12 protein-coding genes, 2 tRNA genes and 1 pseudogene are annotated in these 16,347 nt (G+C 40.8%); 9 read left to right on the plus strand and 6 right to left on the minus strand.

The genetic code is table 11. From position 1 onward, the window contains the following. Nucleotides 1-131: 131 nt before the first annotated feature. Both FS666_RS04845 and FS666_RS04850 read right to left on the minus strand, forming a co-directional pair. Nucleotides 132-2,843 carry an MBL fold metallo-hydrolase gene (locus tag FS666_RS04845; RefSeq protein ID WP_144460875.1) on the minus strand — a complete coding sequence of 904 codons (2,712 nt, stop codon included), beginning with the start codon at nucleotides 2,841-2,843 and terminating at the stop codon, nucleotides 132-134. 307 nt (nucleotides 2,844-3,150) lie between these two features. After that, nucleotides 3,151-4,647 (minus strand): peptide MFS transporter, encoded by a 1,497-nt coding sequence (locus FS666_RS04850; RefSeq protein WP_144460876.1) that lies wholly within the window; start codon nucleotides 4,645-4,647, stop codon nucleotides 3,151-3,153. Between the two features lie 555 nt (nucleotides 4,648-5,202). Between FS666_RS04850 and FS666_RS04855 the strand changes: the two genes are divergently transcribed. From FS666_RS04855 to FS666_RS04870, 4 genes are all read left to right on the plus strand, one after another. Then, complete coding sequence (locus tag FS666_RS04855; RefSeq protein WP_164876419.1) at nucleotides 5,203-5,550, plus strand: helix-turn-helix domain-containing protein; 348 nt, start codon at nucleotides 5,203-5,205, stop codon at nucleotides 5,548-5,550. Nucleotides 5,551-5,644: 94 nt separating this feature from the next. After that, nucleotides 5,645-6,715 (plus strand): type I restriction endonuclease, encoded by a 1,071-nt coding sequence (locus FS666_RS04860; protein WP_144460878.1) that lies wholly within the window; start codon nucleotides 5,645-5,647, stop codon nucleotides 6,713-6,715. A gap of 319 nt (nucleotides 6,716-7,034) precedes the next feature. Continuing rightward, a tRNA-Leu gene (locus FS666_RS04865) sits at nucleotides 7,035-7,117 on the plus strand. A 3-nt stretch (nucleotides 7,118-7,120) separates the two neighbouring features. Then, a tRNA-Pro gene (locus FS666_RS04870) sits at nucleotides 7,121-7,194 on the plus strand. Between the two features lie 123 nt (nucleotides 7,195-7,317). Here FS666_RS04870 and FS666_RS20615 read toward each other — a convergent pair. Continuing rightward, nucleotides 7,318-7,380 (minus strand): SEC-C metal-binding domain-containing protein, encoded by a 63-nt coding sequence (locus tag FS666_RS20615; RefSeq protein WP_368730950.1) that lies wholly within the window; start codon nucleotides 7,378-7,380, stop codon nucleotides 7,318-7,320. Nucleotides 7,381-7,657: 277 nt separating this feature from the next. Here FS666_RS20615 and FS666_RS04880 point away from each other — a divergent pair, with 277 nt between their 5' ends. The 3 genes and pseudogenes from FS666_RS04880 to FS666_RS04890 all read left to right on the plus strand — a co-directional run bounded on the left by FS666_RS04880 (nucleotide 7,658) and on the right by FS666_RS04890 (nucleotide 11,052). Next, nucleotides 7,658-8,230 carry a Uma2 family endonuclease gene (locus FS666_RS04880; protein WP_306463594.1) on the plus strand — a complete coding sequence of 191 codons (573 nt, stop codon included), beginning with the start codon at nucleotides 7,658-7,660 and terminating at the stop codon, nucleotides 8,228-8,230. A gap of 252 nt (nucleotides 8,231-8,482) precedes the next feature. Then, nucleotides 8,483-9,839, plus strand: a pseudogene (gad, locus tag FS666_RS04885) (glutamate decarboxylase). Between the two features lie 172 nt (nucleotides 9,840-10,011). Beyond that, nucleotides 10,012-11,052, plus strand: coding sequence for an acyltransferase family protein (locus FS666_RS04890; protein WP_120075952.1), 1,041 nt, complete (start codon nucleotides 10,012-10,014; stop codon nucleotides 11,050-11,052). Nucleotides 11,053-11,356: 304 nt separating this feature from the next. On the opposite strand, the gene FS666_RS04895 is transcribed toward FS666_RS04890, so the two are convergent. From FS666_RS04895 to FS666_RS04905, 3 genes are all read right to left on the minus strand, one after another. Further along, the gene (locus FS666_RS04895) at nucleotides 11,357-12,205 is read right to left on the minus strand and encodes a pyridoxamine kinase (RefSeq protein WP_120075586.1); all 849 of its coding nucleotides are present in this window, start codon (nucleotides 12,203-12,205) and stop codon (nucleotides 11,357-11,359) included. A gap of 195 nt (nucleotides 12,206-12,400) precedes the next feature. After that, a complete protein-coding gene (locus FS666_RS04900) occupies nucleotides 12,401-12,721 on the minus strand; it encodes a nucleotidyltransferase family protein (RefSeq protein WP_144460880.1) in 321 nt (106 codons plus the stop codon). A gap of 151 nt (nucleotides 12,722-12,872) precedes the next feature. Continuing rightward, nucleotides 12,873-13,067: a YwbE family protein gene (locus tag FS666_RS04905; RefSeq protein WP_120075589.1), complete on the minus strand. Its 195-nt coding sequence runs from the start codon at nucleotides 13,065-13,067 to the stop codon at nucleotides 12,873-12,875. Between the two features lie 174 nt (nucleotides 13,068-13,241). Here FS666_RS04905 and FS666_RS04910 point away from each other — a divergent pair, with 174 nt between their 5' ends. Further along, nucleotides 13,242-13,700 (plus strand): hypothetical protein, encoded by a 459-nt coding sequence (locus FS666_RS04910; RefSeq protein WP_144460881.1) that lies wholly within the window; start codon nucleotides 13,242-13,244, stop codon nucleotides 13,698-13,700. A gap of 11 nt (nucleotides 13,701-13,711) precedes the next feature. Continuing rightward, the gene (locus FS666_RS04915) at nucleotides 13,712-16,267 is read left to right on the plus strand and encodes an AAA family ATPase (protein WP_144460882.1); all 2,556 of its coding nucleotides are present in this window, start codon (nucleotides 13,712-13,714) and stop codon (nucleotides 16,265-16,267) included. The last annotated feature ends 80 nt before the right edge of the window (nucleotides 16,268-16,347 follow it).

The raw sequence follows: 16,347 nt of genomic DNA on the forward strand, positions 1-16,347 counted from the left end.
AGTCTGCTAGTCGATAGGCGCTGGAGCTAGACAACAAAAGGCTTTGTTCAAAATTTTAAAGCTGAAAAATTTTATGCTTTCTTTAACTATAATGGGGAAAAGGATTGAAGGATCCTTCTCCCCATTCTTTCCTAGCGGTTTACTTCCAACGCATATCCAGTCTCTCTTTCTATCTTATCACTGATTCGCTTTTTTTCTTCTTCATTGGGCAGTTCCGCCACTTTGACCGATACTGTTTTACGGTCTATTAAAATAGATGGATTTTTCTTTGGTTCCCAATCCGAAGGAAGAGATTCAAGGGTGATACGGATGATTTCGTTTTGTTTAGGATTTTTATTGTACGTGACCGGCCTGCCGATGCGCCAGGACAGTTCTTCCAATTCTGCTTCGTGCCGTCTGGCAATTTCGGGTGAAATGAAATGGACTTCAACAACCTCCTGTTTGATGCCGACTTTATAGATGGTCAGTCCCCTGTCTTCAGCCCAGCGCTTTGTCTCGGCAATCGCCTCGTTGTTTTCCATCCTGTTCCCACTGCTTTCCACTTGAAAAATATGTTCCTTCCCGGTTTCGGATGTATGCTCAGCCTCACCTTTGAACCTTAGTTGGAATCCGGTGGTTTCTTTAAACCGAGCAATAAGCTGTTCAGAACCGGCGGTTTTTTCCGCAGGCAAGGAAACAGTTCTTTCATGCAAATGGATGGAGGGAGTTCCGGCATCAGAACCGAATATATCCGATATATATTTCTGTAGAAGATCCTGTCGGACAGAGTCGGAAAAAGAAACGTCCCATCCGGTTTCCTTTTTAAGCATATCTGTCAATTGCTTTCTTTCGCTGTCTTTTACGGCATCCGGAAAATCGAAGTAGATGGTCAACCGCTCTGTTTCAGTTCCTAAATCATTGACACCACAACGTACAAATCGAGGATGTTGCGCCAGCAAGTCCCTTGCTTTTTCCATGGCAGCTGTCGGATTCATTTTGATCGCTTCGATCGGCAGGTCGAACTTTTCCAGATTGGTCCTCATCCGGTCATCAATTATATAAAAAGCCTGTCCTCTATCCTGCTTTCTTCTATACTCCGGCGGTAAGCTCTGCATTGCCAATACGATGACCAGCTTCTCCCTGATATCGGATGGTTCAATGACATCAAAGATCGTCTCGATTGACAGTTCCCCTTCAGGAAGTTTCCCCCAATCCAACTTTTCAAGAATTGGGCGGGAAAAATTGAACACTTCATTGACTGCATCTGTCAATTCATCAACGGCCCCGTTCCATGGTCCGACAAATTCGGCCACTTGGCTGTACTGCAATCTGACTGGTTTCCCTTTCAAGGTCTGGCAGATAAGTGCATTCGTCTTCAGGTGGATGCCCGTGCAGATTGCCGGCTTCATTGTCTGGCCATCATCAGAATAGTAAAGCAGAAGGTTGCCTATTTTCTCTTTCAGAAAGTTGTTTCCATCCGAAGTTTGATAGCGTTTGCCTTTGATTCCTCTTCCCGAAGCCCGTTTTTCAAAAGGATAGGTTTCTCCATTTTCCGCAAGAACGGGATTGAACCTTGGATCAAGGAGCTCGCCAAGCCGGCTCCTTGCTTCATCATCCCCATGCACCAATAACGTGTAAGTGGGCTTCAGCGACTGAATAAACCGGTTCATTTCATTGGCGTCGGCATGTGCGGATAATCCGTACTTGCCGACGTGGCATTTTACCTCATAACTTGTCCCATTCAGCTCAAGCGTCTGTTCAAGACCGTCAGCCAGATCAAGCAGTTTTTTTCCGGGACTTTCCTCGTCTTGGTAGCCTGTAATAAAGATGGCATTTTTTTCTCCGGAAACGAGCCGTTCCGCATACCATGAGCTTGCGCCGCCCGTTAACATTCCGGATGATGCAACAATGCAGGCAGGCTTTCCTTGTAAAAGGGTTTCGCGTTCTTTCGGCTCTACCGCTTTGCATCTGCCTTCTGTCAAAAATGCATCTCCATTGCGCCGGATTCGGTGTGCCACAGGACCTTTCAAATAATGGGGATAGCTTTTGTAAATCCTGCTGATCGGCGTCACCAGGCCGTCTACATAAATTGGAAATTCGGGAATCAGCCCCTTATCCATATAATCCTGCAATGTGAGGAGCACCTCCTGTGCCCGCCCAAGCGCAAAAGCAGGAATGAGGGCAAATCCCCCGCCGGAAATCACTTCAGCGACATGTTCGGAAAGGCGCCGCTCTTCTGTGTTGCGATCGGTATGCACCCGGTTTCCGTAAGTCGATTCCATGATGACTACGTCCGGGCTTACATCATGCGGCACAACAGCACCGGGGATTGTCCGGCCTGCCTTAAAACTCAAATCACCGGTCACCAGAAGGCTTTCCCCGCCGCCTTCGATCAAAAACATGACGGCACCCAAAATATGCCCGGCCCTGTAACTCTTGATCGTCACATCACCAATTCTTAATATGCCGCTTGCCGGAAAATGAAGCAATGACTGAAGTAAGCGATTCACTTGATCATCTGTGTAAGCAGACAGACTGTCCGTTGCTTTTGAGCGCTGTTCCATAATTTTAAATGCATCTTTCATCATTACTTTCATTAAATCGATGGTCGGCGGCGTTGCATAAACCGGCACAGACGGGTACAGCGAATGGACAATGGGCAGCGCTCCGATATGATCAGCATGCGCATGTGTAACAAGAATGCAGTCGGGAATCCCCAGCCCGTCAAGCATCCCAAGTGCCGGCAGCAAGTCGTCTCCATGCATCCTCATCCCCGCATCAATCAATAAATTTGTATTTCCAATTTGAATATGTAAACAGGAGGCTCCGACTTCGCTTCCTCCGCCTAAAACACTTACTTTCATTTTTTTCGTCCTTTCTCTTTGTTCAATCATATTTTCATATTATTACAAATTGGTCCTATTTTGGAGAAGAAAGCCGAAAAATTCGCAGATATCGAGTAGAAAAAACAAAAAAACTAAACCGTCAAAGGAAGGGAGTGCCCTTCCTTCATATAGTTTAGTTTAAAAGCCAGGATAAAATCCCAATCGATATTTCACTTTTATTTTTTGACGGAGAGCTTCCTTTTTCGCCGGGAGCGCCCTTATTTTTTGATCCATTATTTTCCGGGTTTCCTTTACGTCCGCTTGCCGGTCGCTAAAAGCAACAACTTTAACGTACACCTTTCATCTGTTTTTGAATCAAAGGGGTAACGAAAAATAGAATAATCCCCAGTAATATGGCACTCAAACCAATGATTCCAAAATACAGCATTTCTGTTTCAGGCCGGTAAAATTTCACAATCTGTGCGTTCAACCCTTGAGCGGCCGCATTGGATAGAAACCATAGGCTCATCGTTTGGGCCGAGAATGCGGCGGGCGCCAATTTCGTCGTCGCTGATAACCCGACAGGCGATAAGCATAATTCACCGATCACCACGACCAGGTAACTAAGTACGAGCCAGATCGGATGTACCAATGAATTTGCACCTCCGAAATATGCCGGCAATAAAATGACAAGGAAGGAAAGGCCCGCAAATAATAATCCCAAAGAGAACTTATGTGGGACAGATGGCTGGCGTTTTCCTAATTTCATCCATATCCAGGCAAATACCGGCGCCAACAGGATGATGAATAATGGATTCAATGACTGAAACCATGCAGGAGATAGATGGATCCCTGCAACGTCCAATTGTGTCCGTTTATCTGCAAAGTTGGCAAGTATTGTTGACCCTTGTTCTTGAATGGACCAAAACATGACAGCAGCAAGAAATAACGGAATATAAGCCAGAACGCGGGAACGTTCCACCTCGTTTGTTTTTGGACTGCGATACATAACAATAAAGTAAATAGTTGGAATGATAAACCCTAAAATTCCCACTATAGCAATAAATGATTGTATCGTAAGCAAGCCCGCTGGAATTGTGACAGCTAAAACAATTCCCAATAGAACAGCAGCCCCTGCGATCACCAGAGAGACTTTTTTCTTCTCAGCTGGAGATAAAGGATTGGCAATGTAAGTACCTGCAAGTCCCAAATTTTTCTTTTTTGTAAAGAGGAAAACTAAAAGCCCAAAGAACATTCCAATCGCAGCGAAAGCGAATCCCAAATGGAAACTATACTCCATGACGGATCTGGATCCGACAATAAGCGGGGATATGAAGCCTCCCAGGTTAATCCCCATGTAAAAAATACTGAACCCGGCATCACGGCGATCATCCTTTTCACTATAAATATCGCCGACCATGGAGGATACATTAGGCTTCAGTAAACCGGTACCGATGACAATCAGGACCATGGAAACAAAGAACATCGCCAGGCCTCCAGGCATAGCCAGAGCGATATGGCCTAACATAATGAAGACTCCGCCATAAAAGACAGCCCGCGAAGTCCCAAAGATGCGGTCAGCCAACCATCCCCCTATGATTCCCGACATATATACAAGTGAGCCGTATATGGACATAATCGAAAGAGCAGTTCGTTCATCAATGCCCAAACCGCCTTTTGATACTTCATAGTACATATAAAAAAGCAGAATGGCCCTCATTCCATAATATGAGAAGCGCTCCCAAAATTCCGTAAAGAATAGAGTAAAAAGACCTTTAGGGTGTCCAAAAAATCCTTTTTGGGGAACACTGGATACAATTTTTTCTTTGTCTATAGCAGACATCCTATTCCCTCCAAAACTTTGTTAGAATAATAATACCAAACAAGTATATCACAGATGACAGCGCTGACAAGAAATAAAGTTATTTCAGAAAAATAACACACTTAATTTGATAGCATCATGATCTTTTGTTTCTTACCCCAAATAATCCCTTCATTAACAAAATCGTTCAATTTTTTCATACGGGATTCGCACAAAGCAATGTTTGGCAATTCAAAAGGATTCCAGGTTGTTTTGTGGTTGAGTTAACCTTGTAAATGCACTTCCCGTACATTTTTATTATTTCACCTTTTACACGTTTTACTCTTCAATACGTTTGCCTTCCTAACTCAAAACATTTCATCTCTAGCTTCGGGGCCACGTTTAACAATAAAAGTTTACAAAACTTAGTTGATTACTATCATGTAACACAAACGTATTCTAATTAGGAATAATTTCATTAAACAAACACCTTTTTTGAAAATTAACATTTATTGATATTCTTTTTTGGAATATACCATTGCTTTCTATTTTAGAAATTATAAAATGTTTTTATATAGGCATTTTGGAGGACCCGATATGGATGTAGGAAATAGGATAAGGGAACTAAGGAAAAAAAGAGGAATAGAGCAGATGGAGCTAGCAAATTTTATCAATATATCCCAAAGCAAAATGAATAAAATTGAAACAGGATACCAAAAGAGATTTGAGCCAGATGTATTAAAAGACATTGCCCGGGTATTAGGGGTGAAAGTAGATCATCTTTTAAGTGACGAAAAGGAGTTAAAAAAGGAGAAGAAAGACTTTCAAAGCTTTATAACTGACCCAGAATTAGAACGCTGGCACAAAGAATTACCAAAATCCGCAGAGGAAGATCTACGTAAACTTCGGAAAATGTGGGAGATTATTCAAAGTGATAAAGATTAGCGATGTTTAAAGAACAAATTTTCTTGAACGCCACTTAAAGTCGTATCTCCAAAAGAAAAAATTTAATAAATAATCTGTAAGGGGGAGTAGTCCAATGGTTGATTTTCAAGAACAAATAAAAAGTTTATCAAAAAGAGTAGCCTCTATTAAAGACAATATCATGACAGAAGAAGCAACAAAAACATCACTCGTGATGCCCTTCTTTCAATTGCTGGGTTATGACATTTTCAATCCTGCTGAATTTACTCCTGAATTTATTGCTGATGTCGGAATCAAAAAAGGAGAGAAGGTTGACTATGCAATTATGAACGAGGGATTCCCAGTGATATTAATAGAGGCCAAATCCGTCAATGAAGTATTAGAGAAACATGATTCCCAGCTATTCCGATATTTCGGGACTACAACTGCTAAATTTGCAATCTTAACAAATGGGGTCATTTATCGTTTTTACACAGATCTGGAAGAAAAAAACAAGATGGATACCTCTCCATTTTTTGAATTTAATCTGCTTGATTTAAGAGATAGCTCCATACAGGAATTGGGTAAATTCCGAAAGGATAGTTTTGATTTAGACAAGATCTTTAATACCGCTTCTGAATTGAAATATTTAAACAAAATTAAAACATTCTTAAATGATCAATGGGAAATACCATCAGAAGAGTTTGTTAAATTTTTAGTGGGTCAAATTTATGATGGAATAAGAACGAAAAATACGATAGAAAAGTTCGAGCCAATAGTAAAGAAGGGCTTTAAACAATTTATCAATGACCTCGTAAATGATAAATTGAATGCGGCCTTGAAAACAACAGCTGAAGAAGATCGCCGGGAAATTGCAGCTAGTATTGATGCTGAGATTGAAGTTGAACAATCCATTGAACCTTTGGTTGTAACAACTGAAGAGGAAATACAGGGATATGCTATTTTAAAAGCAATTTTAACCGATATACTGGATTCAGACCGAGTCTACTATCGGGATAATCAAAGTTATTTTAACGTACTGTTAGATGACAACATTAGAAAATGGATTGTACGATTATATTTAGAAACATCCAAAAAATACATAGAGTTTAACGATGAAGGTAAAGAGAGAGTTCCTATTGATAGAGTAACTGATATTTTAAAACACAGTGAAAGAATAAAAAAGATAGCCAAGATGTTCATGTAAAAGTTGTTCTATAAAAAATTCGCTTTATGCAATTATCAATAAAGGTGGGCGGCGGTCAAAACTGTACCCCACCTAATTTTCTTTTTTAGAAACATATTCAACACGAACAGCAAGAGAAAAAATAGGAACTACATGAGTGGGCGAAAGAAAATGATTATAAATTTATGTATTTTAATCCCAGTTATTGGAAATACATTCCTGATAAACTAGATATTCACCTTAAAAATACTATGATCTGTTAGGTTGCTGGAAATTATATCTTTTAAAAAAATGTCATATTTTTATTCAGAGAATATGTTATAATAAACCTAGATTTTTTGCCGTGGTGGCGGAAAGGCAGACGCGCTAGATTCAGGTTCTAGTGTCCGCGAGGGCGTGTGGGTTCGACTCCCACTCACGGCATTCCGGAATGTGGCTCAGCTTGGTAGAGCGCTTGGTTCGGGACCAAGAGGTCGCAGGTTCAAATCCTGTCATTCCGACTCCAGTACTGTTAAATTGAAAAAATAAGATGAGCGGACAACAAAACAGGAAGGGGGATCCCCCTTCCTGTTTTGTTGTCGTCGCAGAGTTTTTTTGTTTCCAAATCAATTCATACCATACCATTACTTATACTTTTTGCCACTGCCGCAAGGACAAGTTACAAATCCATTTTCAACACCGAACACCCCAATATATAAATGAATTTGAAATTTATTACATAATCATTTAATCGGATCAGCCCGCCAATGACCGCGCAGGCGCTTTTTCATCGAAACAGGTTGTCAGCCGATTTATTCCTAATAAGAATGGTAACAATGTTTAGTTCAGTTTATATAACAACTGTTTTTTTCGCCTATAAGTTTCGGTTGCATTCCAAACAGCTGTTTTCTGTCTTGACAAAACGGTTCCATTTATTAATGGCCGAATTTGCCATATAATAAGTAATAAATGAGATGGTGGACGGTGATTGAATTGAAAGTACCGGGAGATCGCTTGATTTCTTTTATGGAATACGAAGAAATGAGGAAAGATTCGGACGAACGGCTAGAATATGTGGACGGAGTCGTGTATATGTCCCCTCCTCCAAGAACAAGGCACCAAAGGATTTCCGTAAAACTGTCCGCAAAGCTATTCAGTCTTTTGGACGGCACGGGATGCGAAGTGTTGACGGCACCTTATGACATTGAACTGGCCGGCGGCGAAAAAGATGAGCAGCCGACTGTCATTATCCCCGACCTGTCCGTCATTTGCGATCAAAGCGGATTCACGGACCAGAGATACATCGGGACTCCCGACTTGATCATCGAAATCGTCAGCCCCTCTAACCAATCTTATGACCTGATTTTTAAAACAAATCTCTACCAGAAAAACAAGGTGAAAGAATATTGGATTGTGAATCCCATATTGGACAATATTATGGTCTATACTTTGGATGAAAACGACCAGTACTGCCTGGTTGAAAATGAAAAAGAGGGAATTGTAAAGTCAAGAATCATCGAAGGCTTTGAAGTCGATGTTCAAGCCATTTTTAACTAAAAGAACCCTAAGTAGCTTTTTATCCGCCTTTCATGCTGCAGGTTGACGCTTCTAGTTTAAGGATGTTCCTCATACTTATTAACAAATTGTTGTTAAATAAGGAGGGCCTTGATGTATAGTTATTATAAATGGTATCGGCCATATTTCAGCCCTTTTAATTCTTACCCGTCTAATTGGTATAAGTATTATTACAATTTTCCCAAACCGGCAAGAAATGGGAGATCGGATTGGTTCACTCACCGCAAACATTTGATGTGGCCGCACGAATTTTCAGCAAATCCTCTATTCGTTCGCAAAGGAGAAGAGTCTGTTCAGCACTTGCGTATGCCTGCTCAAGGCGCATCAAATGAAAACGTATACAAAATAATCCGCGATGAAATGGCTCTGGATGGCAATCCCCTGCTCAATCTTGCTACATTTGTTACTACCTGGATGGAGCCAACCGCTGATCGCTTTTACGTAGAATTAGCCAACAAAAATTTGATTAATAAGGAGGAATATCCTCAGACAGCGGCGATAGAAGAACGGTGTATACGCATTTTAGCCGATCTTTGGCATGCACCCCGCCCACATCATACGATGGGCGCTTCAACAACAGGATCGTCGGAAGCATGTATGCTCGGCGGGCTTGCTTTAAAGAGGCGTTGGCAACATGCGCGCAAGAAACAGGGGAAGCCAACAGACCGCCCAAATATTATATTAAGTTCCGCTGTACATGTCGTTTGGAAAAAGTTTGCCAACTATTGGGAAGTTGAACCGCGTTATGTAAACATTACCCCGGATCATCCTAGTCTTGATTACAAGGGTGTACTCGCTTTAGCAGACGAAAATACAATCGGTGTTGTAACAACTCTTGGGGTGACTTATACAGGACTTTACGAACCAATCGAAAAAATTGCAAAAGCCTTAGACGAGCTTCAGGAAAGAACAGGACTCGATATTCCAATACATGTAGACGCAGCATCGGGGGGCTTTGTAGCACCATTCCTCCAGCCGGACTTAGTCTGGGATTTTCAGTTGGCCAGAGTGAAATCCATCAATGTTTCCGGACACAAATTTGGATTAGTGTACCCGGGGCTTGGATGGATCATTTGGCGTGAGGCCGAAGACCTTCCCGAGGATCTCATTTTTCAAGTATCCTATTTAGGCGGGAACATACCAACATTCTCCTTAAGTTTCTCCCGTCCCAGCGCACAAGTCCTCTTGCAATACTACAACTTTCTCCGTTTAGGTAAAGACGGATACTATAAGGTACAAAAATCTTCCCAATCAGTAGCAAAGTTCCTTAGCAAGGCGATTAGCGAAATGGGACCTTTTGAGTTATTCACAGACGGTTCGGATCTTCCGGTATTTTCATGGCGGCTAAAAGAAGAATACACATCAAACTGGAATCTTTACGACTTGTCTCGTCAATTGCGTGCATTTGGCTGGCAAGTCCCTGCTTATCCTTTACCACCAGATATGGAAAACATAACGATTATGCGCGTTGTAGTTAGAAATGATTTTTCCATGAACTTGGCTCACATTTTCTTGATGAACCTTACACAGGCCGTCTCAGTTTTGGATTCCTTAGACAGGCATAAAATGTAATAACTGTTTTCACCATTGATTCCGAAACAGCCGATTAATCATTGGCGTCAGGCACTTCTATTGGAAAATATCTCTTCTTCCCTATTATTCATTGCCTTCAATATAATTCCACCGCTGCCAAAACCCCCATATTGAAGTTGGTGCAAGGGTGATTTATATTATGGTACTATCCAAAATTATGGAGGTGCCATATGATCAAGGAATGGAATTTATTGCGGGCGTTAGCCTGTTTAAGCATAGTGTTTCTTCATAGTACAACGCAGATGTCCAAAGTTATTGACCATCCACAGGTTGATCTTTATTACTATGGCAGGATATTTTTGTGCATGGCAACGCCAGCTTTTATCGTTTTGTCTATTGTGATTTTAGCAAATCGTTATCCAGATCGTCTTCCGAACAATTTCTGGGTAAAACGAGTGAACTATATATTGATACCTTTTTTATTTTTTGCTGTAGTCGATGCGCTTGTGACCCACTATTTGAACAACAATGTAGTGATTGAGGAAAAAATTACAGAAAACATACTGACCGGAAATTTTGTCGGGTGGTTCATTCTCGTCATTTTTCAGTTTTACGTTCTTCATTATTTGGTTACCAAATTAAAATTGTCAATGAAATGGATGTTACCGCTAAGCTTAATGTTAATGTTCGGTTATTTATTGATAATCAAAGAGGGACTAATTAAGCTTGATAGCTATTCACATGTACTGAGACTCCCTTTTCTTGCATGGTTTGGCTATTTTACCGTTGCATATCTGATAGGGAAATATTACATGACACTTTCAAAAACACTTTTGAAATACCGTTGGCTTACCATAGTTCTTTTTGCTCTTTCCGCTGCTTTCCTATATTTTTCATATAGTTCGGGGCTTGTAACAGGGACTCATTCCAGAAGAATGGATTTGTTTCCTTTGGTCATTTCATTCTGCTTAGCTATATTTGCTTGGGGACAAAAAATTCCGGCAAGCAAGATGATCAATCATATCAGCAATTATTCGTTTGGAATTTATTTATTGCACTGGCAATTCCAGCGGCTCTTGGCGCCACATTTAGCTGGAGTGTTTTCAAGCTACTTTGCCAGTATATTATTATTGTTTGCCGTTTCGCTGGCGGCTTCCATGTTAACGATAAAATTGATTTCATATTTACCTTTCGGACCTTTCATTGTAGGCAAAGTAAGGAAGGTTGAGAAAAAACCTGTCCAATCTGAGCTCGTGGAGCGAACTGCTTAACAACGCGTTTGAAATTGGAAAGCAATTGATTCACTTTTTCGAACGGTTTCATCCTAAAAGGCCTTAGCCCTCTACTCAAAGGGGCTAAGGCCTTTTAATCTCTTCAACGTCCATGCAGACGTTTTTTTTCGCAACCGGGCATTAGACTGGCACACCAACGCCCGTGCACGCGCTGTTTCTTCAGTACCGGGCCTTGGACTCCCTCTCCAACGCCTGCGAACACGATTTTTCTTCGGTACTGGGCCTTGGACAATTTTCTTCTATGTTAAAAAATATATGTTAAAAAATATTTGATTCGCTTTATTTAAAGTAGCATTCCTAAATATTTTTCGAAGTTAACCCCTGCCACTTCCGGAGTTTGCTCCAAGCTGGTATCGTTGATTGCTGCTGACAGGAACTTTTCTGCAAGTTGAATCGACTTTTTAAGATCCTCTCCACGCATCATGCTTCCCATCATCACAGATGCAAACAAGTCACCGGTGCCGGAATAGCTTTTGCCATTATAGGGCGTAGCACTAAAAAAAGTCCTGTCTCCGTCCAAATACATATTTCCAATAAACTGCTTATCCGTATCTGCTGATGGTGGATTCACACCAGTGATAATAACCTTAGCACCCGTTTCCTGCTGCATAATAGTCCCAACTTCTTCAAGTGCTTTAAGGAAGTCCTTTTCATTTGTATAATTATGTAGTTTTTCATAGGATAATCCTGTTAATAGACAGCACTCCGTAACATTTGGTGTAATTACATCCGCACACTCCACAAGCTCTTTCATTCGCACCAGCATGTCATCTGTAAAAAGCTTATAGGCCTCACCTCTATCTCCCATTATGGGATCAACAAGTAAAAGCGTTTCTTTATGATAAAACTTATCTAAAAAGCGGAAAATATTATCAATTTGCTCTCTCCCGGTAACAAAGCCGGTATAGATTCCGTCAAAAGTTACATTCAGCTTGCTCCATTCCTCTTCGAAGTATTGCATTTTAGATGTTAAATCCTCATAAAAGAAACTTGGATAATCAGTTTGCGCAGACAAAATAGCTGTCGGCAAAGGACATGCCTGCACGCCCATGACCGAAAGAACCGGAATGGCAGCTGTTAATGAACATTTACCAAAAGATGACAAATCTTGTATGACAGCGACTTTTTTCATAAAAACCTCCGAAAAATGGATCCATATTAAGCTTTATCCATATTACCATAAAAAATTGGGGAAATTACGTCTGATGCGCTATCCCCATTCACCGTACATATTGGCCCCTCCTTAAAGCTCTTTTTTATCAAAAGTATAAAAATGTTCATTCAATAGTGGCTTTTTTTAGGGAACATAAATTAGACTAAAAAGACTTTAGGCTCCCTCTGCATATTTAGCGCTCCTGAGAATACTCGGTTTAAGCGCCGGCTTAATATCATCCAAAATAACCAGATCGACTGGCTTTTGAAAAAGATCTTCAAGATCAAATTTTAAATCCATATAATTATCAAATGTCATAGCCTGCTCATCAAATTCGACCAGCAGATCGATATCACTCGTTTCCTTTTGCTCTTCATGAATATAGGAGCCAAACAAAGCGATACGATTGACCCCGTATTGTGTTTTCCACATTTTCAAGTTTTTTGAAAGTTTCTCAAGAATTTCTTGTTGCGATAACATTTTAATCACTGCCATTTCGAAATTTACCCTTCATTATACCACACATGTTTTACTGTATTCGCCGCCGAAATCATACTATTGATCCCCTCCAAAAAGCGGGTCCATACTGGCGTGTTTCTAAAATAAAATATAAAGCATGAGGGCTTAGTACCTACTTCTTTAATATCTACTCCAAAATTTCCTTCACTCTGCCAACAATACCGCCTTCAAGTCGAACCTTAATACCATGATGATGGGTGGCTGAGTTTGTTAGTATATCCTTAACCACACCTTCAGTCAGCTTTCCGGAGCGCTGGTCCTGTTTTTGTACAACTTGTACTTTCATACCTTGTTTTATATTTTCCCGTTTAGTTCCGGACATAAAATCTCTCCTTTTGTGTGCACCATATGGTTGACAATTATATTCTTAGCAAAACAGGCAGAACAACAATCAACTCTTTCTCTATTGAAAATCGTGTCATTTTATCCGATGATAATAGTATATTATAGTTGGTCCATGCAACATAATTTAGAGGTTGAAAAGAAGGAGAGGTTAATGGAGGTTATGGAAAGTAAAGAGCATTTATTCGGGACAAAGGCAGCAGGTGTTTCAGGAAGAAATCTTTCGTATCAGACAGTGATAAAAAACACGATGAGGTTACAGCCTATTAAGTTTTGGGCCTTTACATATATTGTTGCGTTTCTCATATATCAATTTATAAGTCCAACATTTTACCTTCCGTTTTTTGTGAATATTGTCAATCTGATACTGTTTCCGTTTTCCGCTATGCTTATGGGAAAGTTAGCGAATTTCTTTTATCCTTCCTTCTCATTCATTCGGGCAATTTTATACCCATCTTATAAGACAAATCCGGACTCATCAAATATTTTTGCCGCTGTCTTTGTTCTTGTGGTCAAACTCATCATCTATATTATGATATGGCATTATACTTTTATTATCGGAATTTTAGGATTAATCATTGCGATAAATGACGTTAAAAATTTAAGTAAGTAGGTGCATCATTGATGAGAAGTATTTGGAAAGTCGGAAAAGGCAGAAGAAAGAAGTTAGAGGACGCTCTTAACGCAAGCAAACCGGGGGATGTTATTTTTCTATATCCGGGAGAATACCATTTTATTGAAGGTTTTAATGTGAAAAATGTAGAAATCAAAGGGATTGGGAATAATCCGGGTGACGTCGTCTTATTTGGCCGTTTCGTCGTTCATAATCAATCTTCGCTATCCTTATCAAATGTCACGCTCCACGCACCCCATAACCGGAATGCGCTCAATATTAAAGGGCGGTCGACAGTCAATTTGGATAAAGTGATCATTCATGGCGAACTGTCCGGAGATTATCCGGCGATATGGTGTGAACAATCGAAACTGAATATGCATGCGTCTGAAGTGTATTTTTCTGAAGAAAGGGATAGCGGTGTGCATCTTTCAGAACAATCGGAAGCGGAGATCCGCTATTCGATTGTAGATTCACTTTGTGCCTATCAATCTTCCATTCAATTACATCAAACACAGATCCGCGTAGCAATTACTCTTTCGGATAATGGGATGGTCAACGGAACAGGTATGACTGACTTCCCAGGTGTGGGTTCACTTTATAATATTTATATGGAAAAGGGTTCACGGGCAAATTTTCACTCTGTGAATGTTGACGAAAGTATTGTGACTTTTTCTGTCGACCAATCTACTTTGACGATCAAGGAAACAACAGTAGGCGAATATCTGCAAATAGTTGCACACCATGATAAACAAAGCACGGTCGATATTGCCGGTGATAAGGACAAAGTCGTCGTTTATACTGACGGCGAAGAAGCAGAACAAGAAACGGAAAATGTCGCATTAGGTGCGGTTCAGGCTGCGCAGCCAAATTATGCAGACCCATATTTGACGGAGTACCCAGCGGATACAATCGAAGAAACTGAGCCCCAGCATAGCGGCGAGTCAAAGCCGGGTTTGGAAGAATTACAAGATTTATACGGGCTTCATAGTCTGAAAGAGCAAGTGATGAAGTTTATCAACACAGTCAAGTTTAATCAATCGAGAAAAGAACAAGGGTTTAAAACAACATCATTGACATTGCATTCCCTGTTTATGGGAAATCCCGGTACAGGAAAAACGACTGTTGCACGGATCTTGGGCCGTGTCCTCTACGAAACGGGTGTCATTGGCACAGATCATTTTATCGAAGTGACACGAAAAGACTTGGTCGGTGAATATATCGGTACAACCGCAACCAAAACCCAAGAAATTTTAGAAAGAAGCAGAGGCGGCATTTTATTTATTGATGAAGCTTATGCCTTGAACAGTGATTCCGAGAATGACTTTGGCAAAGAGGCCATTGATACGATTTTAACTTTTATGGAAGATCATCGCGAGGACACGATGATTATTTTTGCGGGCTATACAGACGACATGAACAAGTTTTTAAAGATGAACAGCGGGCTGGAATCGCGGATTCCAAATAAGTTCTATTTCGATGATTATTCACCGGAAGAAATTGCCGAAATCGGCTATATGAACATTACGAATGAAGATTATATTGTTGATGAGCAAAAATATAAGCAGGTCATTCAACGGTTGTATTCATACAGCGTTGATCAGAGTAATGCCCGGTGGGTCAGAAACATCAACGAAAAGCTTATACAGTCGATGGCGAACCGTGTCATCGAAACAGGATCAGATGATACACAAACCATACTGGATGAAGATTTCGATGTATTGACGGGAAATCAGCAATTGGATAAAGACGAGAAGATACAAGACTTGCTGTATCAATTAGACAGCTTAATCGGATTGACGGATGTAAAGGAATATGTTCATCGACTGATTAAACAAGTGAAAATAGACCGTTTGCTGGCTGAAGATGGGGGCGGCACTGAAAAACCTTCGTATCATATGATTTTCGCCGGAAACCCCGGAACGGGAAAGACAACGGTAGCCAACATCATTGCTGAACTATTCTATTATTTAGATGTTTTGCCCACACCGAATGTAAAAACCGTTGATCGTTCTGATTTGGTCGGAGGCTATGTCGGACATACAGAGAAACAGACAAAAGAAGTGCTGGAGCAGTCGCTGGGCGGCGTCTTATTCATTGATGAAGCCTATCAGCTGACCAGCCAGGCAAGCAATGATTTCGGCAAACAGGCGGTAGAAACGTTATTAACGTATTTAGAAAACTACCGGGATAAATTTATCGTTATTTTAGCAGGGTATACGGACGAAATGGAACAGTTTTTAGGGGCCAACCCCGGTTTGCGGTCCCGTATTCCGCTGAAAATTACATTCCCTGACTATAGCCCGGATGAAATTGCCACAATTGTGGAGAAAACTATGACAAAAAATTGGGAAGTAAACGTTCCTTTATTAAGATCTGTTGTAAAAGAAGTTTACGCCAAATTACCAATCACTGAAAAGGCAAATGCCCGGTGGGCCCGTAACTTTACCGAGAGACTGATATCCAATCATAAAGTATGGCTAAGCGACCACCATGCATCAGCAGCTGATTTGAAGAAAATACATGATGATGTCATTCGTGAAGAAGTCCATAGAGTTATTGTGTAGGGAGCGGTATCGGAGGGGCGGTGCCTGGCTCGCCCCAAAAATTCTCGAATAATTAGCAGTTAAACAGATAAAATAAGGCT

Source organism: Siminovitchia fortis, from assembly GCF_007681465.1.
Lineage (GTDB): Bacteria > Bacillota > Bacilli > Bacillales > Bacillaceae_C > Siminovitchia > Siminovitchia fortis.

Excerpts from the sequence above, each read along its gene's own strand:
- FS666_RS04905 (WP_120075589.1), bottom strand. The coding sequence starts at position 13,067 with ATGTCCGGAACTAAACGGGAAAATATAAAACAAGGTATGAAAGTACAA.
- FS666_RS04845 (WP_144460875.1), bottom strand. The coding sequence starts at position 2,843 with ATGAAAGTAAGTGTTTTAGGCGGAGGAAGCGAAGTCGGAGCCTCCTGT.
- FS666_RS04855 (WP_164876419.1), top strand. The coding sequence starts at position 5,203 with ATGGATGTAGGAAATAGGATAAGGGAACTAAGGAAAAAAAGAGGAATA.
- FS666_RS04895 (WP_120075586.1), bottom strand. The coding sequence starts at position 12,205 with ATGAAAAAAGTCGCTGTCATACAAGATTTGTCATCTTTTGGTAAATGT.
- FS666_RS04860 (WP_144460878.1), top strand. The coding sequence starts at position 5,645 with ATGGTTGATTTTCAAGAACAAATAAAAAGTTTATCAAAAAGAGTAGCC.
- FS666_RS04915 (WP_144460882.1), top strand. The coding sequence starts at position 13,712 with ATGAGAAGTATTTGGAAAGTCGGAAAAGGCAGAAGAAAGAAGTTAGAG.
- FS666_RS04900 (WP_144460880.1), bottom strand. The coding sequence starts at position 12,721 with ATGGCAGTGATTAAAATGTTATCGCAACAAGAAATTCTTGAGAAACTT.
- FS666_RS04890 (WP_120075952.1), top strand. The coding sequence starts at position 10,012 with ATGATCAAGGAATGGAATTTATTGCGGGCGTTAGCCTGTTTAAGCATA.
- FS666_RS04910 (WP_144460881.1), top strand. The coding sequence starts at position 13,242 with ATGGAGGTTATGGAAAGTAAAGAGCATTTATTCGGGACAAAGGCAGCA.
- FS666_RS04850 (WP_144460876.1), bottom strand. The coding sequence starts at position 4,647 with ATGTCTGCTATAGACAAAGAAAAAATTGTATCCAGTGTTCCCCAAAAA.